The 19,831-nt window shown below is 64.5% G+C and carries 19 protein-coding genes and 1 tRNA gene; 13 read left to right on the plus strand and 7 right to left on the minus strand.

Annotated features, from left to right (window positions below; all coding sequences use genetic code 11):
* Positions 1 to 43 precede the first annotated feature (43 nt).
* From QUH67_RS07800 to sctT, 4 genes are read left to right on the plus strand one after another with little or no spacing between them, the layout of a single operon-like run.
* A complete protein-coding gene (locus QUH67_RS07800; RefSeq protein WP_300946102.1) occupies positions 44 to 412 on the plus strand; it encodes a FliM/FliN family flagellar motor switch protein in 369 nt (122 codons plus the stop codon).
* Positions 405 to 1,055, plus strand: a complete 651-nt coding sequence (gene sctR, locus QUH67_RS07805) for a type III secretion system export apparatus subunit SctR (protein WP_300946103.1) — start codon at positions 405 to 407, stop codon at positions 1,053 to 1,055. The genes QUH67_RS07800 and sctR overlap by 8 nt, the downstream gene beginning before the upstream one ends.
* Positions 1,056 to 1,098: 43 nt before the next feature.
* Positions 1,099 to 1,368 (plus strand): EscS/YscS/HrcS family type III secretion system export apparatus protein, encoded by a 270-nt coding sequence (locus QUH67_RS07810; protein ID WP_300946104.1) that lies wholly within the window; start codon positions 1,099 to 1,101, stop codon positions 1,366 to 1,368.
* A 19-nt stretch (positions 1,369 to 1,387) separates the two neighbouring features.
* Positions 1,388 to 2,188 (plus strand): type III secretion system export apparatus subunit SctT, encoded by an 801-nt coding sequence (gene sctT, locus QUH67_RS07815; RefSeq protein WP_300946105.1) that lies wholly within the window; start codon positions 1,388 to 1,390, stop codon positions 2,186 to 2,188.
* A gap of 61 nt (positions 2,189 to 2,249) precedes the next feature.
* Here the strand turns inward: sctT and QUH67_RS07820 are convergent, their stop codons facing one another.
* Positions 2,250 to 3,692, minus strand: a complete 1,443-nt coding sequence (locus tag QUH67_RS07820; RefSeq protein WP_300946106.1) for a hypothetical protein — start codon at positions 3,690 to 3,692, stop codon at positions 2,250 to 2,252.
* A gap of 312 nt (positions 3,693 to 4,004) precedes the next feature.
* Positions 4,005 to 4,080, minus strand: a tRNA-Ile gene (locus QUH67_RS07825).
* 308 nt (positions 4,081 to 4,388) lie between these two features.
* On the opposite strand from QUH67_RS07825, the gene QUH67_RS07830 reads away from it, so the two are divergent.
* Positions 4,389 to 5,366 carry a TAXI family TRAP transporter solute-binding subunit gene (locus QUH67_RS07830; RefSeq protein WP_300946107.1) on the plus strand — a complete coding sequence of 326 codons (978 nt, stop codon included), beginning with the start codon at positions 4,389 to 4,391 and terminating at the stop codon, positions 5,364 to 5,366.
* A gap of 40 nt (positions 5,367 to 5,406) precedes the next feature.
* On the opposite strand, the gene QUH67_RS07835 is transcribed toward QUH67_RS07830, so the two are convergent.
* On the minus strand, positions 5,407 to 6,618 hold the full coding sequence (locus QUH67_RS07835) for an ABC transporter substrate-binding protein (RefSeq protein WP_300946108.1): 1,212 nt from the start codon (positions 6,616 to 6,618) through the stop codon (positions 5,407 to 5,409).
* A gap of 176 nt (positions 6,619 to 6,794) precedes the next feature.
* Between QUH67_RS07835 and QUH67_RS07840 the strand changes: the two genes are divergently transcribed.
* Together QUH67_RS07840 and QUH67_RS07845 are read left to right on the plus strand one after the other, a co-directional pair.
* Entirely contained in the window at positions 6,795 to 7,907 is a 1,113-nt protein-coding gene (locus QUH67_RS07840) for a molybdopterin-binding protein (RefSeq protein ID WP_300946110.1), read from the plus strand.
* A gap of 1 nt (position 7,908) precedes the next feature.
* Positions 7,909 to 9,867 carry a molybdopterin biosynthesis protein gene (locus QUH67_RS07845; RefSeq protein WP_407080412.1) on the plus strand — a complete coding sequence of 653 codons (1,959 nt, stop codon included), beginning with the start codon at positions 7,909 to 7,911 and terminating at the stop codon, positions 9,865 to 9,867.
* A 48-nt stretch (positions 9,868 to 9,915) separates the two neighbouring features.
* Here the strand turns inward: QUH67_RS07845 and QUH67_RS07850 are convergent, their stop codons facing one another.
* On the minus strand, positions 9,916 to 10,257 hold the full coding sequence (locus tag QUH67_RS07850; RefSeq protein ID WP_300946112.1) for a TfoX/Sxy family protein: 342 nt from the start codon (positions 10,255 to 10,257) through the stop codon (positions 9,916 to 9,918).
* Positions 10,258 to 10,260: 3 nt separating this feature from the next.
* Positions 10,261 to 10,710, minus strand: coding sequence for a GFA family protein (locus QUH67_RS07855; RefSeq protein ID WP_300946113.1), 450 nt, complete (start codon positions 10,708 to 10,710; stop codon positions 10,261 to 10,263).
* Between the two features lie 98 nt (positions 10,711 to 10,808).
* Between QUH67_RS07855 and QUH67_RS07860 the strand changes: the two genes are divergently transcribed.
* The gene (locus QUH67_RS07860) at positions 10,809 to 11,168 is read left to right on the plus strand and encodes a winged helix-turn-helix transcriptional regulator (RefSeq protein WP_300946114.1); all 360 of its coding nucleotides are present in this window, start codon (positions 10,809 to 10,811) and stop codon (positions 11,166 to 11,168) included.
* A gap of 170 nt (positions 11,169 to 11,338) precedes the next feature.
* Here QUH67_RS07860 and mobA read toward each other — a convergent pair whose 3' ends face one another.
* Together mobA and fdhD are read right to left on the minus strand one after the other, a co-directional pair.
* A complete protein-coding gene (mobA, locus tag QUH67_RS07865; RefSeq protein ID WP_300946115.1) occupies positions 11,339 to 11,974 on the minus strand; it encodes a molybdenum cofactor guanylyltransferase MobA in 636 nt (211 codons plus the stop codon).
* Positions 11,967 to 12,854, minus strand: coding sequence for a formate dehydrogenase accessory sulfurtransferase FdhD (fdhD, locus tag QUH67_RS07870; protein WP_300946116.1), 888 nt, complete (start codon positions 12,852 to 12,854; stop codon positions 11,967 to 11,969). The genes mobA and fdhD overlap by 8 nt, the downstream gene beginning before the upstream one ends.
* 93 nt (positions 12,855 to 12,947) lie before the next feature.
* Between fdhD and mobB the strand changes: the two genes are divergently transcribed.
* From mobB to fdhF, 5 genes are all read left to right on the plus strand, one after another.
* The gene (gene mobB, locus QUH67_RS07875) at positions 12,948 to 13,475 is read left to right on the plus strand and encodes a molybdopterin-guanine dinucleotide biosynthesis protein B (RefSeq protein WP_300946117.1); all 528 of its coding nucleotides are present in this window, start codon (positions 12,948 to 12,950) and stop codon (positions 13,473 to 13,475) included.
* An 8-nt stretch (positions 13,476 to 13,483) separates the two neighbouring features.
* Positions 13,484 to 14,737, plus strand: coding sequence for a molybdopterin molybdotransferase MoeA (locus QUH67_RS07880; RefSeq protein ID WP_300946118.1), 1,254 nt, complete (start codon positions 13,484 to 13,486; stop codon positions 14,735 to 14,737).
* A 41-nt stretch (positions 14,738 to 14,778) separates the two neighbouring features.
* Positions 14,779 to 15,021: a sulfurtransferase TusA family protein gene (locus tag QUH67_RS07885; protein ID WP_300946119.1), complete on the plus strand. Its 243-nt coding sequence runs from the start codon at positions 14,779 to 14,781 to the stop codon at positions 15,019 to 15,021.
* A gap of 291 nt (positions 15,022 to 15,312) precedes the next feature.
* Entirely contained in the window at positions 15,313 to 17,025 is a 1,713-nt protein-coding gene (locus QUH67_RS07890; protein WP_300946120.1) for an NADH-ubiquinone oxidoreductase-F iron-sulfur binding region domain-containing protein, read from the plus strand.
* Positions 17,022 to 19,787 (plus strand): formate dehydrogenase subunit alpha, encoded by a 2,766-nt coding sequence (fdhF, locus tag QUH67_RS07895; RefSeq protein ID WP_300946121.1) that lies wholly within the window; start codon positions 17,022 to 17,024, stop codon positions 19,785 to 19,787. The genes QUH67_RS07890 and fdhF overlap by 4 nt, the downstream gene beginning before the upstream one ends.
* The last annotated feature ends 44 nt before the right edge of the window (positions 19,788 to 19,831 follow it).

The following is a 19,831-nucleotide window of genomic DNA, read 5'->3' on the forward strand; positions in this document are numbered from 1 at the left end:
CAGTGATGCCCGTCACGCTCCGCCGATGGCTCCGGATGCCAACATGCGGCCGGCGCTCGACGGTGTCGCGCTCGCCGATCTACAGTGTCAGCCGGACAATGCGGCGACAGCCGTCAGTGGTACTTTCTTGGAGTGGAGCATGGGCAATCCGACAGCGTTCTCCGGCCCGGCCGGCCAGCACGATCTTGATCTCGACGACCTGCCGGTGCGGCTCGTCTTCGAAGCCGGCCGCGTCGAGCTTTCGCTCGGCGAGCTGCAGCGCCTGGCGCCAGGTGGGGTGGTGCAGCTGAATCGCCCGGTCGACGAGCCGCTCGACATCATGGCCAACGGCAGGCGGCTCGGTCGCGGCACGTTGGTGCAGATCGGGGACAGTCTCGGTGTACGAATTGTGAGTCTCGCCGGCAATGAATGACGCTCCCAGCACAGTTGGCCTGATCATCTTTATGACGGCCCTCGGGCTGTTGCCGTTTATCATTGTGACGATGACGGCCTTCCTCAAGATCTCGGTGGTGATGTTCATCGTCCGCAACGCCATCGGCTTGCAGCAGACACCGCCGACCTTGGTTCTGTATTCGATCGCCCTCATTCTCACCGTTTTCGTCAGCCTGCCGCTGGCGGAGGACATCTCCAATCGCCTCTCCGCGCGGCCGCTCGATTTTAGTTCGCTCGAAAAGCTGCAGGCATCGGCCAATGTGGTGAAAGAGCCGGTCAAAGCCCACCTCATGCGCTACGCGAAACCCGGCGAGCGCGAGTTCTTCCTTTCGGCCACCGCCCGCATCTGGCCACCGGAAACCCGCGCCAATGTCAAGGACGACGACTTCATCATTCTGCTGCCGTCTTTCGTCAGCTCGGAGCTCACGCGCGCGTTCGAGATCGGCTTCCTGCTCTTTCTGCCATTTCTGGTCATCGACATCATCGTCTCGAACATTCTCATGGCCATGGGGATGATGATGGTCTCCCCGACGCTGATATCCCTGCCGCTCAAGCTGTTCCTGTTCGTCGCCGTGGACGGCTGGTCACGCCTCATGCATGGTCTCATCCTGAGCTATGGGTAAGGCGCGACGCGGCATATCGAGGACATCCCAATGAGAACGGTCCATGACTCACGATAGCATCCTGGCGAAGGTCAACGAGGCGCTCATGATCATCCTGATCGTGTCGTCGCCGGTGCTGATCGCGGCCGTCGTGATCGGATTGCTGGTCGGGTTGCTGCAGGCGCTGACCCAGATCCAGGACCAGACCTTGCCGCAGGCCGTCAAGCTTGTCGTCGTGCTGGTCCTCATGATCCTGCTGGGCCCGGTGTTGTCGCAGCAGGTTGCGAGCCAGGCATCTGGGATCTTCGACGCTTTTCCGATGATGACGCGCTGACCGATGCAGGAATGCTGGAATGGAGTTGATTGGCGATCCGTTCAAGCCGTTGGAGCCCTACATTATTGCGACTGCGTTCGCGCTCGCCCGGATGCTCGCCGTGATGATTGTCTTCCCGGTGTTCGACCGCCTCGGCGTGACCGGTTTTGTACGCAACTCCATTGCCGTCGTGATCTCGATCCCCCTGATCCCGATGATTGCGGCTCACCTGGAGAACGAGAAGCTCAGCCTCGGGCTGGTCGTCGCTCTGATACTGAAGGAGGTCGTCGTCGGCCTCATCGTGGGCCTCGTGCTGGCCGTGCCGCTGTATGCGGCGGAGGCCGCCGGTGACATCCTCGACCTGCAACGCGGGTCCTCGTCGGCCACCCTCAGCGACCCTCTCGGATCGTCCCAATCCGCCATCACGGGCACACTGCTGGCGCTGATCGTCATCGCGCTCTATTTCGCTTCCGGCTGCTTTGACCTGACGTTGCGCGCGATCTACGACAGCTATGGCATCTGGCCGGTTCGCCGCATCCTGCCGCTGTTCAGCCGCGAGGCCGGGGGGCTGCTTCTCAGTCTGCTCGATACCATGGTATCGACCGGCCTTATGCTGGTCGGTCCGGTCGTGGTTTGCCTGCTGTTGGTCGACCTTCTGTTTGCGCTCATCGCGCGCGCCGCGCCGTCGCTGCAGCCCTTCTACCTCTCGATGACCGTGAAGAACCTGGTGTTCTCGCTGGTGCTCGTGCTCTACGGCGCCTTCCTGGTCGGCTACATGAAAAACGGCCTCGTCGTCTTTCTCGACGCGAAGCCGCAACTCGAGGCGATCGCGCCGCGCTGAACGCGTTCGCAACCGTAACGCGCGGCGTGGCGCCGCGCGTTATCTCTATCTCTCCCGATCGTCAGGGGTGCGTCGGCCCGCCGCTGCCATTGCCCGGCACGGCCTGGCTCTGGGCGGGCGGGGGCGGCGGCGGTGGGATCAACACTTCGGTCCGGCGCATCATGCCCATCTCGGAGGAGCGGCGGATCGAGCCGACCGCCGGATCGCCCGTGGTCGGCAGGTTCGCCGTGGCGGCGGACGAGAACGTGTACGCGCGCAGATCCCGGGTGTGGTACACCTCGCCGGTCATCTGGTGCACCGTCGCGTCCAGGTCGGCCTGCGTCACGCCCGCCTTGGCATTGCTCGGGCTTACCTGACGGAAGTCCTCGTTTGACGTGACCCAGGTCGTTCCGTCGGGCGCCTTGAACACGCCCAACATATGGCCGATGCCGTCCGGCCTCTGCACGTTGATGCTGCCGACCGACGTAAAGCCGGCCGAGGTCAGCAGACGCGTCTGCATGTACACCTTGCTTTCACAGTCGCCGATGTAGCGGCCCGCACGCGGCGCGCCTTGCGACGTCACGTCGCTCCACTGGTCGGGCGAACGCGCGATCATCTGATTGATGCGGCCGGAGGGTGCGTCCGGCGATCTGTGGGCGCGTGCGGCTGTTGCAGCCGTCTTCGCGTCGGCCAGCGACGGGAACTCGTGTGTCCTGCCGGCGCGATCCTTGTAGAACGCACGCGGGGTGGGATTGCCGTCATAGATGGGATCCTGCCGGCCGGCTGCGCTGTAGTGCATGATCATGCCGCCGGTGATGTCGCCGGCCGCCTGCATCACCTGCTGCGAAGTTGGCTGCGGCCGGCCCTTCGGCGGGTTCGCGAGATCGCGCATGTACTGCGTCACCTGCGCCTCGGTCGGCGGGTTCGACACGCCGCCCGGCGCCGACGCAAGGCGATTGATCATCTTCGCGTTGGCAGCGAAGCCGTTCATGTCTTTCATGGCCTGCTGCGTGGCCTCGCTCATGGTGCCCGCCTGCCAGCCGCCGTCCTTCCGGCCATGCACCGGCGTGCCGAGCAGGATCGCGCTCGTCCTCGCGGCGTCGCCGAGTTGTCCGCCCCCCTTGGGCAACGGAAAGCCCAGTGTATTCAGTTCGGCCTCGGCCTTCTTGTAGTCGCCCGCCTTCAGCGCGTCGGTGGCGGCCTGGAAGTGCTGCTGCGCGTCCTTCAGTTGCTGGTGATCGACCGGGCTGCGCTTGACGTTGAAGCTCTGCACGCGGCTGTTCAGCGTCTCCATCTGCGCCACATCGATCGGCGTTCCCGGCCTGGCCGGCGCCGCCTTCTGAGCATTGGTGTTGCCCGCGCCCTGTGACTGGTACAGCGGAATGCCCTTGCCTGTCGGGTTGGCGAGATTGATCGGCGGCCGACCCGCAAGCATGATGGGGTTCGAATTCGACGAACCCGGTGACTGCTGCGAACTGGTGCTTGAGGTCGACGAACGCTCGACCGCGTCCTTGAAATCCTTCACCTGTTTGGACGAAGCCGGGCCGGTATTCGTGGGGGCAGGGCTTGTGTTCTTGACCGTATCGGTCGCACCGGGGACGCTCATGTGATGCTGCCTTTCGGAGCCTGTTTCTGTAACTTCTGCGTTAGTTGTCTCCCCACATTGGTGTTCGATCGCCAGGCGAAAGGATGTGACGCACGTCACGAGCGCCGCGCGGGCGGCGTGCCGATGGTGTGACCAGGATTTCACGCGCGACGTCGCACGCCATACACGCGCGCGATAATGGTGGCGGCTTTTTTGGCCTGCGTGTTGCCGGTTGGAAGTCTTTGACCTCGCTGGTGGGCCCGGCAGGACTCGAACCTGCAACCAGACCGTTATGAGCGGCCGGCTCTAACCATTGAGCTACAGGCCCCGCCGCGAGCGGCCGGAACGGGCGGCCGGCAACGGTGCCGGCACCGTTTACAGGGAGGATCGCGATCCCGCAATGCCGGGATCGATCCACCGGACCGCCGCCGGTGAGGGAAGGGCGGCGCAGATCGGCAAGCGGGTCGGGCAAAGCCCCCGGTAGATCGGAGGATGGTCTTGGGTGGGGTCTTGGGTTGGCATGACGTTGCAGGCATGCTTCCATAAGCGCGCGTCATTGCCTACAACCTCGCTGCGCATGGGCTGGCCAACCGCCGTGTCGATGGTGCATGACGGCGGAACCTCGCGAGGCCCAGCATGAAAATCCTTCCTATCGTCGGTGCGGTCTTGCTGCTTACGGGCGCCGCTGCTGCGCAGGATGGGGGCAAGGCTCCGGGAGCAACGCCGATGGCCAAGACCACGATCAGCCTGGGCACCGCGACGCCGGGCGGCGGCTTTCCGGTGTATGGCAACGCGTTTGCGGAGATCATGAACGCCGCCGATCCAACGTTCTCGATTGAGCCGCGCAACACCAAGGGGTCCTACGAAAACATCCCGCTGCTGGAATCCGATCAGCTCGATATCGCGCTGGTGGCCGGCGAGCCGTCCTACGAAGCCTTCATGGGCATCGGGCGGGCGCCGACCAGGCTCAAAATTCTCACCGCGATGTATTCCAGCCCGGGCATGTTCGTGGTGCGCGCCGACAGTCCATACAAGACGATCAGGGATCTGGTTGGTCAGCCGGTGGCGTTCGGCGCCAAGGGTTCTGGTTTGCCAATCCTGTCGCGCTACATGCTTGACGGCATCGGGCTGAAGCAGGACGAGGATTTCAAGTCGATCTATCTCGACCGGGCCGGCGATGGCCCTGCGATGGTGCAGGACGGCCGCGCCGCAGCACTATGGGGCGCCGGCGTCGGCTGGCCCGGTTTTGCCGCGATGGCGCAGGCGCCGGGCGGCGCCCGGTTCATCGCGCCCGACGCGAGCGAGATCGCGCGCGTCCGCGCCAGGCACACCTTTCTCAAGCCGCTGACGGTGCCTGCCAACAGCTATCCGAACCAGCCCATGGCGATCGACTCCGTCGGCTCCTGGAGCTTTGTGCTCGTGCGCGAAAGTCTGCCGGACGACGTGGCTTATCGCCTCGCGCGCACGCTGCATGGCGCGGAAGCCGCGCTGTGCAAGAAGCTGCCGCAGGCCTGCGAGACCACCGCCGCGAACACGGTCGCCGCCGCGCCGAACGCCGCGCTGATCCATCCCGGGGTGATGAAGTATTTTCGGGAGGCGGGGGTGGTGAAGTAGGGCGAATAGCATTCGCTATTCGCCACTCGCCATTCGCCTCTTATTTCTTCGCCATCGCGCAGGCCGGATCGATCGGGCCGAAGGCGTCCTCGCCGGAGATTTTGGCGAGGATCTGATAATAGTCCCACGGATATTTCGATTCCTCGGGCTTCTTGACCTGCACCAGCCACAGGTCGTGCACCATCAGATTGTCCTCACGCAGTTTGCCGTTGCGGGAGAAGAAATCCTCGACCGGCTTTTCACGCATCTTCGCCGCCACTTTCAGCGGCTCGTCGGTGCCGGCTTCCTTGATCGCGTTGAGATAGTGAATCACCGAGGAATAGACGCCGGCCTGCCACATCGTCGGCATCCGGTTCATCTTGGCGAAATAGCGCTTTGACCATTCGCGGGTCTTGTCGTCCATGTCCCAGTAGAACGAGGTCGTCAGCAACAGGCCCTGCGCGGCCGGCAATCCCAGCGAATGGATGTCGGTGATCAGCGCGAGCAGCGCCGCCATCTGCTGGCCGCCCTTGAAGACGCCGAACTCGGCGGCGGTCTTGATCTCGTTCATGTTGTTGGGCGGACCGGCGGCGATGCCAATGATCTTGGCCTTGGACGCCTGCGCCTGCAGCACGAACGACGACAGGTCGGGCGTCGCCAGCGGCGGCCGCACCGAGCCCAGCACCTTGCCGCCGTTCGCGGTAATGACGGACGAAGCGTCGCGTTCCAGCGAGTGGCCGAACGCATAGTCGTCCGTGATGAAGAACCAGCTGTCGCCGCCGCGCTTCACCACCGCCTGCGCGGTGCCGACCGCAAGCGCGCGGGTGTCGAAAACCCACTGCATCGCGTAGGGCGAACAGAACTTGCCGTGGAAATCCGCGGTGCCGGTCGAATGGGCGATGAACAGCTTCTTCTTCTCGTTGGCGATGTTCTGCACCGCGAGGCCGACCGCCGATACCGGAACGTCGACGATCAGGTCGACCTGGTCGACATCGTACCAACGCCGCGCGATGCCGCCGCCGATATCGGGCTTGAGCTGGTGGTCGCCGAAGATGATGCTGATCGGCTTGCCCAGCACCTTGCCGCCGAAATCGTCGATCGCCATCTGCGCGGCGGTGACCGAGCCCTGGCCGGTCGGCGTCGAGGCCGGGCCGTTCATGTCGGTGAGGACGCCGATCTTGATCACGTCGTCGGAGACTTGCGCCGATGCTGCGGTCGTTGCCAGCAGCGTGGCCGCAAGAATTCCCAGCCTGGATAGGTTCCCGGCGAACATCCTGTCTTCTCCCTAGAATCGGCGTCTGGCCGTTGGTGTCTTGTGGGCGGTTGCTCCGCCGATTGGTCTCAATTGCAACTATTTTGCGCGGTCGTCAACGTGGCCGACGGGAGGGACATCTGCGGGCGGTTGCCGGTTCTGTTTATTTCCGGTCCGATTCAGGGCATAGGCGAGCGATGACCTCGCCGCAGCGCCTGCCCAATTCGCTCACGCCGCTCGATCAGGCGCTCGACGCCCTGCTGCAGGGCGTGGAACCGGTCGCGCCGGTCGAGCTCCTACTCGTCGAGGCGTTGCGCTGTGTCGCCGCCGAAATGCCGGCGCTGCCGGCCTGTCCACCGCGCGCCATCGCGGCTGTGGATGGTTTTGCCTTTGCCGCACGTGATCTCGTCGGCGCATCTTCCTATTCGCCGTTGCCGTTGACGGCGCCGCCGATCTGGGTCGAGGCGGGCGAGGCGATGCCGGAGGCTTGCGATGGCGTGCTGGATTCCGATTCCGTCGATATGTCCGGGCCGATGCCACAGGTGCTGGCGGAGGTGGTGCCGGGGCAGGGCGTTCGTCGAACCGGCAGCGATATCGCTGCCGGTCGTCTCGCCGTGGAGGCCGGGCGGCGCGTGCGATCGCGCGATCTTCTGCTGGCGCGCGCGGCCGGCTTGGAGCGATTGAGCGTTCGTCGGCCGCGGCTGCGCACCGTCAATGTGCCCGGCGGCAGCGTCGCGGCGGAGTCTCTCGTGGAGAGCGCGCAAGCCGCCGGCGCCGAAGCTGTTTCCTTTACCACTGTGGGCCGCGACGCCACGTCGATTGCGGCAGCACTCGATGATAGCGCATGCGATCTGCTCCTGATCGTCGGCGGCTCCGGCGTCGGCCGCACCGATGCGGCGGTAACGGCACTGGCGTCACGCGGACAAGTTCTCGTCCACGGCATTGCGCTGCAACCCGGCCGTACCTCGGCCGTTGGGCGCATCGGCAAGACGCCCGTCCTCGTGCTGCCGGGCGCGCCGGCTCACGCCTTTGCGGCATGGTGGACGCTGGCGCTTCCGATGCTCGATCGTCTCTCGGGCCGCCGACCGCGCAAGACGGTCAATTTGCCGCTGGCGCGCAAGATTGCATCCAGCGTCGGTATCGCCGAGATCGCGTTGCTGGAGCGGCGGCAGGGAATGTGGACGCCATTGGCGGTGGGTGAATTGTCGCTGGACGCGATTGCCCGCGCCGAAGCCTGGCGTGTGATATCAGGCGGCTCCGAAGGGTTTGCGGCAGGCAGCCCGATCGATGCCTATATGTTGCGGGATTGAGATGAACTCGGGAATGACCAAAACGCCATCGCCAAGGGATCGCGACATCGATCAGGACCAGTTCCTGACGATCCTGTCGCGTGAGGATGCGCTGGCACGTTTCGAGACCGCGCTGTTTCCGCGCGCGGTGCCGGCCGAGCAGCGTTCGCTCGCCGACGCGCTCGGCTGCGCGCTGGCCGAGGACGTGACGGCGCCGATCGACGTGCCGCCGTTCGACCGCTCTAATGTCGATGGTTTTGCCGTGCGTTCCGCCGATCTCGCCTCGGCCGGCGAGGCGTCGCCGATCCGCGTGATGCTCAACGACGAGGTGATCGCCTGCGGCATTGCGCCGACGCGGCCGGTGCTGTCGGGAACGGCCACGCCGATCGCCACCGGCGGTCCGGTGCCGCGCGGGGCGGACGCGGTCGTGATGGTCGAGCACACCCAGCCGGCAGGGCCTCGCGCGATCGAGATTCGCCGCGCCGCTTCGCCCGGACAATTCGTCTCCTATGCCGGCTCCGATATCGCCCGCGGCGAGGCGCTGTTGCGCGCCGGCACCATCATCGGCTCGCGCGAGATCGGCATGCTGGCTGCCTGCGGCATTGCGCAGGTCTCCGTCGCGCGACGGCCGCGCGTCGCCATTATTTCCACCGGCGACGAACTGGTGCAGCCCGGCCAGCCGCTGCGCCCGGCTGCGATCTACGACACCAACGGCGCGATCGTCACGGCGGCGATCACGGAGAATGGTGGCGAGGCGCATTTTGTCGGCGCCATCCCCGACGACGAGACCCAACTTGAATCCGCCATGCGCCAGGCGCTTGCGACCAGCGATATGGTGGTGCTGTCCGGCGGTACGTCAAAAGGCGCGGGCGATGTCTCGCATCGCATCATCGGCCGGCTCGGCATGCCGGGCATTATCGCCCACGGCGTGGCGTTGAAGCCCGGCAAGCCGCTGTGCCTTGCGGTGTGCGACGGCAAGCCCGTGATCATTCTGCCGGGCTTTCCGACTTCTGCCATGTTCACCTTCCACGACATGATCGTGCCGGTGCTGCGGCGGATGGCAGGCCTGCCGCTGCGTTTCGACGCCAAGGTCAATGCCCGCGTGCCGGTGCGGATCGCTTCCGAACTCGGCCGCACCGAATTCGTCATGGTGTCGCTGGTCGAAGGTGTCGATGGGCTGATCGCGTATCCGACCGGCAAGGGCTCCGGCGCCATCACGTCGTTCGCGCAGGCTGACGGCTTTCTGAAGATCGATGCGCTGGCGGACCAGATGCTGGCCGGAGCTAAGGCCGAGGTGACGTTGTTCACGCCGCATGTGCGGGTGCCGGATCTCGTCATCGTCGGCAGCCACTGCACCGGGCTCGATCTCGTCACCGCGCCGCTGGCGCATGCCGGCCTCGTCGTGCGCACGATCGCGGTCGGCAGCCTTGGCGGACTGGCCGCTGCGAAGCGCGGCGAGTGCGACTTTGCGCCGATCCATCTGTTCGATGAGAAGACCGAGACCTACAACACGCCTTATCTCAGCGACGGACTCGAACTGGTGCCGGGCTGGCGGCGCATGCAGGGCATTGTGTTCCGCAGGGGCGACCGCCGCTTCGAAGGCTTGAGCGCGGAAGACGCGGTCCGCGCGGCGCTGGCCGATCCCGCCTGCATCATGGTCAACCGCAACCAGGGCGCCGGCACGCGCATCCTGATCGACCGCCTGCTCGGCGGGGCACGGCCCGACGGCTACTGGAATCAGCCGCGCTCGCACAATGCCGTGGCGGCGGCGGTCGCGCAGCGCCGCGCCGATTGGGGCATGACCATTGCGCCGGTCGCGCATGCGTCAGACCTGGGTTTCATCCCGTTTGCCGAAGAGCATTATGATTTCGCGCTGGTGACGGCGCGCAAGCAGCGGCCGGCGGTACAAGCCTTTCTTGACGCGCTAGCGTCCGACGCAGGACGAGCCGGGCTGGAGCAGGCAGGGTTTCGGCCGGCTTGACGCGGTCAGGACAAAGCCGGCAACACGATCGTTACGGGCATCGCTGGATTACTTTTTTGGGAGCCGGCCGACAAATCCGACTGCCATCGCAATCCATTTCTTGAAAGCCTCGTCGTCACATTCTTCTGCATCGACAAAGACAAGCCCGCCAAGGCGCCTGCCACCCATGTCGACGATGGATGCGCCCGGTCGCCGCAAAGCCTCGGCCTCGTTGTCCTTGCCAACGCGGAACATGAAGCGATCGCGGCCCGACTTGGCCCGGTCGACGCCGCCAAGCATGTTTCCGTTCACCAGCAGGCAGAGCCCGCCCATCATGCGCCTTTCCGTGACACCTTTGACTCCGCGCAAACCATCGCGGAAGCGTTGTGCAAGCACGTCATCATAGGCCACAGCTCAAATCGCGGATTTGACGAGGATGACATCCTGCGGCCCGCCCTCGGGCATGGTGGCAAAAGTCGGCAATGCCGGGCTCATGTGATCCCACGACGGTGCCTGGCTGGCATAGACGACCATTTGCGGCTGGACGATTTCGGGATCATCGAGCACCGAGGCACGCGGAAATACGATGCCGGGCATGCCGGAGTTCTTCGAGTAGATCGGAGATCCGCATGTCCCGCAGAAACCCCGACTGACGATATTGCCGCTATCCGCCGCACGATCATAGAACGTGACCGAGCCGGTGACGTAGAATGCCTGTTCCGGTACGACGAGATGCGTGCAATGGCCCGTGCCGCTCGACTTGCGACAGTCGACGCAATGGCAATGCCCGACCATTTGGGCGTCGGCCGTACTTTTGAAATGAACAGCGCCGCACAGGCAACTCCCCGTGAACCCCTGCAACATCGCATCCTCCATTCGAATTTGCATTGTTGATGGCACAACGATAGCGTAGTGACTTGTAACTTGCAATATGCCAGTGACATCAACGGAGAATCCGCCGCGTGACCCGTGAGCCAAGATCAGGTTGCCCGATTGCGTCGACGCTCGACATCGTCGGTGATCGCTGGACGCTGGTGATCCTGCGCGATCTCCTTAACGGCAAGAGTCGCTTTTCGCAGTTCCTCTCTTCGCCGGAGAGAATTACGACCAACATCCTGACTGATCGACTGGTCGCGATGGAGTCTGCGGGCCTCGTCACGAAATCGCCCTATCAGGCACGGCCCCAGCGTTTCGAATACAAATTAACGCGCAGGGGCGAGGCCTTGCTTCCCATCCTGCAGGAGATGTGTCTCTGGGCAAACGCCCACATTCCCGGGACCTGGACGCCACCGGTAAGCTTCATGGCACGGAAGCCCGAATGAAGCGCACGCAGCTGTCCTGTTCTGTCAGGAGGGTCCTTCATGGTGTCGTCGGGCATATCGGGTCCCAAAACGACGGGGCCTTCTTGTTGGGTGCGGTTCTGGCCAAGCGCTCTTGATCGGCAAGCCTATCGTAGGGGCCCCGTGCGCCGGGACAACGGAGGGATTTGAAGCTAACCGCCATCCAGCGCTGCCAGCCGCTCCGCCTCGACGATGTCCTCCATGGTGTTGGCGTTGAAGAACGGATCGAGCGGCGTGACCGGCCAGGTCACGGTGGCGAGCCTGAATCGCGCGGTCCAGCGGTCGATCTTCCTGACGTCTTCGACAACCAGCGCGTGGCGGAGCTGTTCGCGCAAGGCGACGCTCCATAGTCCGATCACGGGATGCGACTGGCTGTCGGAGGCGGCGACGGCAAGTTCGGCATTCTCCGCGGCGAGTGCTGCATGCAGGCGCGACACCAGATCGCGCGGCAGGAACGGACAATCCGCTGCGGCGCTCAAAAGCAGCTTTACATCCGGACGGTTCGCTGCAGCCCAGTCGAGCGCCGCCAGAATGCCGGCGAGCGGGCCTGGAAAATCGGCCACGCCATCCGCAATGACCGGCAAGCCGAACGCCGCGAAGCGCGCGGGATCGCCATTGGCGTTGAGGATGAGGCCATCGCATTGCGGCTTCAGCCGCGCGATCACGCGCTCGAGAATGGTGCGGCCGGCAATCGTGCGCATCGGCTTGTCGCCGCCGCCCATCCGCCGCGCCAGGCCGCCGGCGAGCAGCATGCCGGGAATTTTTGTCGTGGTCGCCGCGTCAGTCATCGCTTTCGCCCTTGCGCTTGTGTCGCGCCGATTCTTCCTCGACATATTCGAGGTTCTGGTCGAACACGATACGCTCCTGGCCGGACAGCGCGATGAAGCGCTTTCCGCGCGCGCGTCCGATCAGCGTCAGCCCGACCTGGCGCGCGAGCTCGACGCCCCAGGCCGTAAAGCCGGAGCGCGAAACGAGAATGGGAATGCCCATCCGCACCGTCTTGATCACCATCTCGGAGGTGAGGCGGCCGGTGGTATAGAGGATCTTGTCGGCGGGATCGACGCCGTGGCGATAGATCCAGCCGGCGATCTTGTCGACGGCGTTGTGGCGGCCGACGTCCTCGGTGTAGCAGACCGGCGTGCCTTCCCTGCATAGCACGCAGCCGTGAATGGCGCCGGCTTCCAGATAGAGCGAGGGCATGGTGTTGATCGCACGCGTCATCTCGTAGAGCCAGGAGGTGCGCAATTCGGCTTTCGGGAGCGCGACGCTTTCGACCGCTTCGAGCAGATCGCCGAACGCCGTACCCTGCGCACAGCCGGACGTCTGCGTGCGCTTCTTCAATTTGGCTTCGAAGTTGGTGTGGTGCTCGGTGCGCACCACGACCACCTGCAGGTCGTCGTCATATTCGACCTCGGTGACGACATCGTCGTATTTCAGCATGTTCTGGTTCAGCAAATAGCCGAGCGCGAGGTATTCCGGGTAGTCACCGATCGTCATCATGGTGACGATTTCCTGCGCGTTCAGATACAGCGTCAGCGGCCGCTCCACCGGCACCCGGATTTCGACCGCCGCCCCGGTCTGATCGGTTCCGGCGACGCGCTCGGTCAGCCGCGGATCGTCGGGATTCGGCACGATCAGGGGGGCGGGGGCTTTGTCGATTTTCATCATATCCGGGAGGTTAGCATGACAATGGCTGCCAGCCGATATAAAGCACCTTGGGAGAATGCCTAGCCCGGTTCGGCCAGGACAGCGGAGAACGTGATGAAAGTGATAGGCCTCGCGGGATGGAGCGGCGCCGGCAAGACCACCTTGCTGACGCGGGCCATACCGCAATTGCAGAAACAGGGCCTGCGCGTTTCCGTGATCAAGCACGCCCATCACGCTTTCGATGTCGACGTGCCCGGCAAGGATTCGTGGAAGCACCGCGAGGCAGGTGCTGCCGAAGTTCTGGTGTCATCCAGCCAGCGCTGGGCACTGATGTGTGAGCTGCGCGGCGCCGCCGAGCCGCGCCTGCCGGAACTTCTGGCCAAGATGGCGCGGGTCGATCTCGTCGTCGTCGAAGGCTTCAAGCGCGAGCCGCACCGCAAGATCGAAGTCTTTCGCGCCGCGAATGAAAAGCCGCTGCTGTTCCCCGACGATCCCGGCATCGTTGGCATTGCAACCGATACCGCGGTTGAAACCACGCTGCCGATCGCCCATCTCGACGATATCGAGGCGGTGGCGGCGATGCTGTTGAAATCTGCGATCTCGCTCGAGGACGTGATGGCGAAATGCGAAGCTGAGGGCTGAGCAGGCAGATGGCGCAATTGTCCGACGATTGCTTTGCCTTCGGCGGGCCGATGATGTCGGTCGATGAAGCCGTCGGCCTGATCGCGGCACGCGTGACGCCGGTGGTCGATGTCGAAACCGTCACGCTTTCCCGCGCCGATGGTCGCGTTCTCGCGCACGATATCCTGGCGCCGCTGCCGCTACCGCCCTTCACAAATTCCGCCGTCGACGGCTATGCGGTTGCGAGTTCCGACTTGCCGCAGGAGGAGCGTGCATTCCTGATCGCAGGGCGGGTCCAGGCCGGCGGCGCTTCGCATGCGCCGGTCAGACCGGGGCAGGCGATACGCATCTTCACCGGCGCGCCGATGCCTGATGGCGCCGATACCGTGTTCATGCAGGAGGACGTCCGCGTCGACGGCGACAAGGTCGTGCTGCCCGCAGGCCTCAAGCCCGGCGCCAATGTCCGTCCGGCGGGCGAGGACATTCCGGCAGGCACCGTCGCGCTGAAGGCCGGGCAACGGTTGCGGCCGCAGGATGTCGCGCTGGCTGCGGCGTTCGGGCTGACGCAGCTCGATGTCGTCAGGCGGCTGCGCGTTGCCGTGTTCTCCACCGGCAATGAGCTGGCGTCGCCCGGCGAGGCGCGCGCCGCGGCGCAATTGTTCGATTCCAATCGCTTCATGCTGATGGCGATGCTGGCGCGGCTCGGCTGCGAGGTCAGCGACCTCGGCATTATCAGGGATGACCGCACAGCTCTCGCACGCGCGCTGCAGGACGTGGCCGGCAGCCACGATCTGATCCTGACCACCGGCGGCGTGTCGACCGGCGAGGAGGATCACGTCAAGGCAAGCGTCGAAAGTGTCGGTCGGCTGGTGCTGTGGCGGATGGCGATCAAGCCGGGACGCCCGGTCGCGATGGGCATTATCGGCGGCACGCCGTTCATCGGTCTGCCCGGCAATCCCGTGGCGAGTTTTGTTACTTTCGTCCACGTGGTGCGGCCGACCATTCTGGCGCTGTCGGGCGCGCGGCCGGAGCCGTTGCTGCCGCTGCCGGTGCGCGCCGCCTTCAGCTACAAGAAGAAGATCGCGCGCCGAGAATATGTCCGCGTGACCCTGCGCAAGGCTACGGACGGGGCGCTGGAAGCGGTGAAATTTCCGCGCGAGGGTGCGGGGCTGTTGTCTTCGCTGGCCGACACCGACGGGCTGGTCGAACTCGGCGAGGAGGTCACGCATGTCACGCCCGGCGATATGATCGGCTTCCTGTCCTATGCCGGCCTCATCAATTGATGTCCGTTGACGGTGCGGGTTCGCTTCGCCATGTTCGGAACATGACCACGACCAAACTCGATCTTGCCGGGCTGAAATGCCCGCTGCCGGCATTGAAAACCCGCAAGGCGCTGAAGAAATTACCGCCGGGCGACCAGCTGGAAGTGCTCTGCACCGACCCGCTCGCGGTGATTGACATCCCGAACCTCATTCGCGAGACCGGCGACAAGGTCGAAATCACCGAACGCAGCCAGGACCGCATCGTGTTTTTGATCGAAAAAGCCGATGGTTCGGTGGCTGCCTGACCGATCCGGGCGGGGTACGGCCATTGATGGGTGGCAAACCTCGCCAAAATGGCGATTGATAGGTCTTCGCAATCGCAGCATGGGATCGCTTTATTGATCTGGCGATCATTTCGCGGTCTCATCGGGCTGTCGGGCAAGGCCGTCGCGAGCAAAGATTTGCCGCGGATGGGCGCGCGCGCCCACATCCAGCCGCGGCTCAAATGCTGATCAGGACGCTATAATTCTGTTGGCATCTGGTATGCCAGAGATTAGAGTCGATCCAGTTCAAGTCCGTAGAACGAGACGCCAACCATGACTGTCCATGACGTACAAACGGTCCGTTCGTTCGAGCATCCGGGTGCGGGCCGGAAGCGGGCCAAGGCAACGCCGAAGGGCCGTCAGATTGATCCGACCGCCGCCCATGAGATCGAGCTTTTGCTCGGCGACCGACCGCGGCGGCGCGATCTGCTGATCGAGCACCTGCATTTGATCCAGGACACGTACCGCCAGATCTCGGCGGCGCATCTCGCCGCGCTGGCCGACGAGATGAAGCTGTCGTTCGCGGAAGTGTTCGAGACCGCGACCTTCTACGCGCATTTCGACGTGGTGAAGGAGGGCGAGCCCGACATCGCACCGCTGACCATCCGCGTCTGCGATTCGCTGACCTGCGCGATGATGGGCGCGGAAAAGCTGCTGCATGAGTTGCAGGAAAAGGCCGGCCCCGGCATTCGCGTGGTGCGCGCGCCCTGCGTCGGCCGCTGCGACACGGCGCCGGCCGCCGAGGTCGGCCATCACTTCGTCGATCATGCCACGGTGACGAATGTGCTCGCTGCCGCCAAGGCCGGCGATACCCACGCGCATCTGCCCCACTATATCGACTACGAGGCCTATGTTGCCGATGGCGGCTACCAGCTGCTCAATCGCCTGCGCTCCGGCGCGATGACGAAAGACGATTTGCTGAAGTCGCTCGACGATGCCTCGCTGCGCGGGCTTGGCGGCGCGGGTTTTCCGACCGGGCGCAAATGGCGTGCGGTGCTCGGCGAGCCCGGTCCGCGCCTGATGGCGATCAATGGCGACGAGGGTGAACCCGGCACCTTCAAGGACCGCTTCTATCTCGAGACCGATCCGCATCGTTTCATCGAGGGCATGCTGATCGGCGCGCATGTGGTCGAGGCGAGCGAGGTCTACATCTATCTCCGTGACGAATACCCGGCCTCGCGCGAAATCCTTGAACGCGAAATCGCAAAACTGCCGTCCGGCGGTCCCGTGCTGCACATGCGCCGCGGCGCCGGCGCCTATATCTGCGGCGAGGAATCCTCGCTGCTGGAGTCGATCGAGGGCAAGCGCGGCCTGCCGCGGCACAAGCCGCCGTATCCGTTTCAGGTCGGCCTGTTCGGCCTGCCGACGCTGATCAACAATATCGAGACGCTATGGTGGGTGCGCGACATCGTCGAGAAGGGCGCGGACTGGTGGAAGGGCCACGGCCGCAACGACCGGCACGGCCTGCGCAGCTATTCGGTATCGGGCCGCGTGAAAAATCCCGGCATGAAGCTGGCGCCGGCCGGTGTCACCGTGCGCGAATTGATCGACGAGTTCTGCGGCGGGATGGCGGATGGACACGTCTTCAACGCCTATCTTCCGGGTGGCGCTTCGGGCGGTATCCTGCCGGCCTCGATGGATAATATCCCGCTCGATTTCGGCACGCTGGAAAAATACGGCTGCTTCATCGGCTCGGCCGCCGTCGTCATCCTGTCCGATCAGGACAGTGTGAGGGGCGCGGCGCTGAACCTGATGAAATTCTTCGAGGATGAAAGCTGCGGCCAGTGCACGCCGTGCCGGGTCGGCACGCAGAAGGCGGCGGTGCTGATGGAGCGCCCGGTCTGGGACCGCGAACTGCTCGACCAGTTGAGCCAGGCGATGCGCGACGCCTCGATCTGCGGATTGGGCCAAGCCGCCTCGAATCCGCTGACGTCGGTGATTAGATATTTTCCGGAAGAATTCGTGCCGAAAGAGGCCGCGGAATGACGAAAATCAAGTTCGAACTCGACGGCCAGCAGGTCGAGGCCAATGCCGGCGAGACCATCTGGCAGGTCGCAAAACGTCACAGTAAGGAAATTCCGCATCTGTGCTATTCGCCGGAGCCGGACTACCGGCCTGACGGCAATTGCCGCGCCTGCATGGTCGAGATCGAGGGCGAGCGCGTGCTGGCGGCGTCCTGCAAGCGCACGCCGAGTGTCGGCATGAAAGTGAAGTCCGAGAGCGCGCGCGCGGTCGCGGCGCAGAAGATGGTGATGGAGCTTCTGGTCGCCGACCAGCCGGCGCGCGAAACCTCGCACGATCCGGATTCGAAGTTCTGGCACTGGGCCGAGAAGGTCGAGGTGACCGAAAGCCGTTTCCCGGCCGCCGAGCGCTGGCAGGGCGATAGCAGCCATCCCGCCATGAGCGTCAACCTCGACGCCTGCATCCAGTGCGGCCTGTGCGTGCGCGCGTGCCGCGAGGTGCAGGTCAACGACGTCATCGGCATGGCCTACCGCAGCCACGAAGCCAAGATCGTGTTCGACTTCGACGACCCGATGGGCGAGTCCACCTGCGTTGCCTGCGGCGAGTGCGTGCAGGCCTGTCCGACCGGCGCGCTGATGCCCTCGGTGATGCTGGACGAGAACCAGACCCGCGTGACTTATGCCGACCGGAAGGTGGACTCGCTGTGCCCGTTCTGCGGCGTCGGCTGCCAGGTCACCTATCAGGTCAAGGACGAGAAGGTCATCTATGCCGAGGGCCGCGACGGCCCGGCGAACCATAACCGCCTCTGCGTCAAGGGCCGCTTCGGTTTCGACTACATCCATCACCCGCATCGTCTCACAAAGCCGCTGGTGAGGTTGCCGAATGCGAAGAAGGACGCCAACGACCAGGTCGATCCGGCGAACCCGTTCACGCATTTCCGTGAAGCGTCGTGGGAAGAGGCACTGGATATCGCCGCCAAGGGCCTCGTGAAAATCCGTGACGAGAAGGGCGTCAAGGCGCTGGCCGGCTTTGGCTCCGCCAAGGGCTCCAACGAGGAGGCCTACCTGTTTCAGAAGCTGGTGCGCACCGGGTTCGGCTCGAACAATGTCGATCACTGCACGCGGCTGTGCCACGCTTCATCCGTGGCGGCGCTGATGGAAGGGCTGAACTCGGGCGCGGTGTCGGCGCCGTTCGCGGCCGCCATGGATGCTGAAGTCATCATCGTGATCGGCGCCAACCCGACCGTGAACCATCCCGTGGCTGCGACCTACATCAAGAACGCGGCCAAGCGCGGCGCAAAACTGATCGTGATGGATCCGCGCCGGCAGACGCTGTCGCGCCACGCCTGGAAGCATCTGCAGTTCAAGCCCGGCAGCGACGTCGCGATGCTGAACGCGATGCTGCACACCATCATCACCGAAGGGCTGACCGACCAGCAATATATCGCGGGCTACACCGAGGGCTTTGACGAACTCGCCGAGCGCATCAAGGATTTTCCGCCGGAGAAAATGGAAGCGATCTGCGGCATCCCCGCCGAGACGCTGAAGGAAGTGGCGCGGACCTATGCCCGCTCGCAGGCCTCGATCATCTTCTGGGGCATGGGCATCAGCCAGCACATTCACGGCACCGATAACGCGCGCTGCCTGATTGCGCTGGCGCTGACGACGGGGCAGGTCGGCCGTCCCGGCACCGGACTGCATCCGCTGCGCGGCCAGAACAACGTGCAGGGCGCCTCCGACGCCGGCCTGATCCCGATGTTCTTGCCGGACTACCAGCCGGTCGGCCGCACCGATCTGCGCGAGCCCTTTGAAAAGCTCTGGCACCAGGACCTCGATCCCGTGCGCGGTTTGACCGTGGTCGAGATCATGAACGCGATCCACGCCGGTGAAATCACCGGCATGTATATCGAGGGCGAGAACCCCGCGATGTCGGATCCCGATCTGCAGCATGCGCGCGGGGCGCTCGCCATGCTCGATCACCTCGTCGTGCAGGATCTCTTTGTGACGGAAACCGCGTTCCACGCCGACGTGATCCTGCCGGCCTCGGCATTTGCCGAGAAGAGCGGCACTTTTACGAACACCGACCGCCGCGTGCAGCTCGCGCGCGAGGTGGTCAGGCCGCCCGGCGATGCGCGGCAGGATCTCTGGATCATCCAGGAGATCGGCAAGCGTATGGGCCTGCCCTGGAATTACGACGGGCCGGCAGAGGTGTTCACCGAGATGACGCAGGTGATGCCGTCATTGAAGAACATCACCTGGGACCGCCTGGTGCGCGAGGGGGCGGTGACCTATCCGGTCGACGCTTCCGACAAGCCGGGCAACGAGATCATCTTCACCACGGGTTTCCCGACCGCGAGCGGCCGGGGCAAGATTGTGCCGGCAAAGGTCATCGCGCCCGACGAGGTGCCTGACGCCGAATATCCGATGGTGCTGTCGACCGGCCGCGTGCTCGAACACTGGCACACCGGTTCGATGACCCGCCGCGCCTCCGTGCTCGACCAGATCGAGCCGGAAGCGGTGGCATTCATGTCGCCAAAGGACATGCGCAGGCTCAGCGTCTGGCCCGGCGATTTCATCCGCCTGGAGACGCGCCGCGGCGCCGTCGAGGTCAAGGTGCGCTCCGACCGCGACGTTCCTGAAAACATGATCTTCATGCCGTTCTGCTACGCGGAGGCGGCGGCGAACCTGCTGACCAATCCGGCGCTCGACCCGTTCGGAAAAATTCCCGAATTCAAGTTCTGCGCGGTGCGCGTGCAGAAGGTGGAGTTGCAGTCGGCGGCGGAGTAGGCGGGCTGTCGACAGGGATGCGACCGCGCGTCATCGCGAAGATG

This window comes from Bradyrhizobium roseum, from assembly GCF_030413175.1.
Classification (GTDB): Bacteria; Pseudomonadota; Alphaproteobacteria; order Rhizobiales; family Xanthobacteraceae; genus Bradyrhizobium; species Bradyrhizobium roseum.

Excerpts from the sequence above, each read along its gene's own strand:
- QUH67_RS07845 (WP_407080412.1), top strand. The coding sequence starts at position 7,909 with ATGAACTCGGGAATGACCAAAACGCCATCGCCAAGGGATCGCGACATC.
- QUH67_RS07840 (WP_300946110.1), top strand. The coding sequence starts at position 6,795 with ATGACCTCGCCGCAGCGCCTGCCCAATTCGCTCACGCCGCTCGATCAG.
- QUH67_RS07855 (WP_300946113.1), bottom strand. The coding sequence starts at position 10,710 with ATGTTGCAGGGGTTCACGGGGAGTTGCCTGTGCGGCGCTGTTCATTTC.
- mobB (WP_300946117.1), top strand. The coding sequence starts at position 12,948 with ATGAAAGTGATAGGCCTCGCGGGATGGAGCGGCGCCGGCAAGACCACC.
- fdhD (WP_300946116.1), bottom strand. The coding sequence starts at position 12,854 with ATGATGAAAATCGACAAAGCCCCCGCCCCCCTGATCGTGCCGAATCCC.
- fdhF (WP_300946121.1), top strand. The coding sequence starts at position 17,022 with ATGACGAAAATCAAGTTCGAACTCGACGGCCAGCAGGTCGAGGCCAAT.
- sctT (WP_300946105.1), top strand. The coding sequence starts at position 1,388 with ATGGAGTTGATTGGCGATCCGTTCAAGCCGTTGGAGCCCTACATTATT.
- QUH67_RS07880 (WP_300946118.1), top strand. The coding sequence starts at position 13,484 with ATGGCGCAATTGTCCGACGATTGCTTTGCCTTCGGCGGGCCGATGATG.
- mobA (WP_300946115.1), bottom strand. The coding sequence starts at position 11,974 with ATGACTGACGCGGCGACCACGACAAAAATTCCCGGCATGCTGCTCGCC.
- QUH67_RS07885 (WP_300946119.1), top strand. The coding sequence starts at position 14,779 with ATGACCACGACCAAACTCGATCTTGCCGGGCTGAAATGCCCGCTGCCG.
- QUH67_RS07810 (WP_300946104.1), top strand. The coding sequence starts at position 1,099 with ATGACTCACGATAGCATCCTGGCGAAGGTCAACGAGGCGCTCATGATC.
- sctR (WP_300946103.1), top strand. The coding sequence starts at position 405 with ATGAATGACGCTCCCAGCACAGTTGGCCTGATCATCTTTATGACGGCC.
- QUH67_RS07830 (WP_300946107.1), top strand. The coding sequence starts at position 4,389 with ATGAAAATCCTTCCTATCGTCGGTGCGGTCTTGCTGCTTACGGGCGCC.
- QUH67_RS07800 (WP_300946102.1), top strand. The coding sequence starts at position 44 with ATGCGGCCGGCGCTCGACGGTGTCGCGCTCGCCGATCTACAGTGTCAG.
- QUH67_RS07890 (WP_300946120.1), top strand. The coding sequence starts at position 15,313 with ATGACTGTCCATGACGTACAAACGGTCCGTTCGTTCGAGCATCCGGGT.
- QUH67_RS07835 (WP_300946108.1), bottom strand. The coding sequence starts at position 6,618 with ATGTTCGCCGGGAACCTATCCAGGCTGGGAATTCTTGCGGCCACGCTG.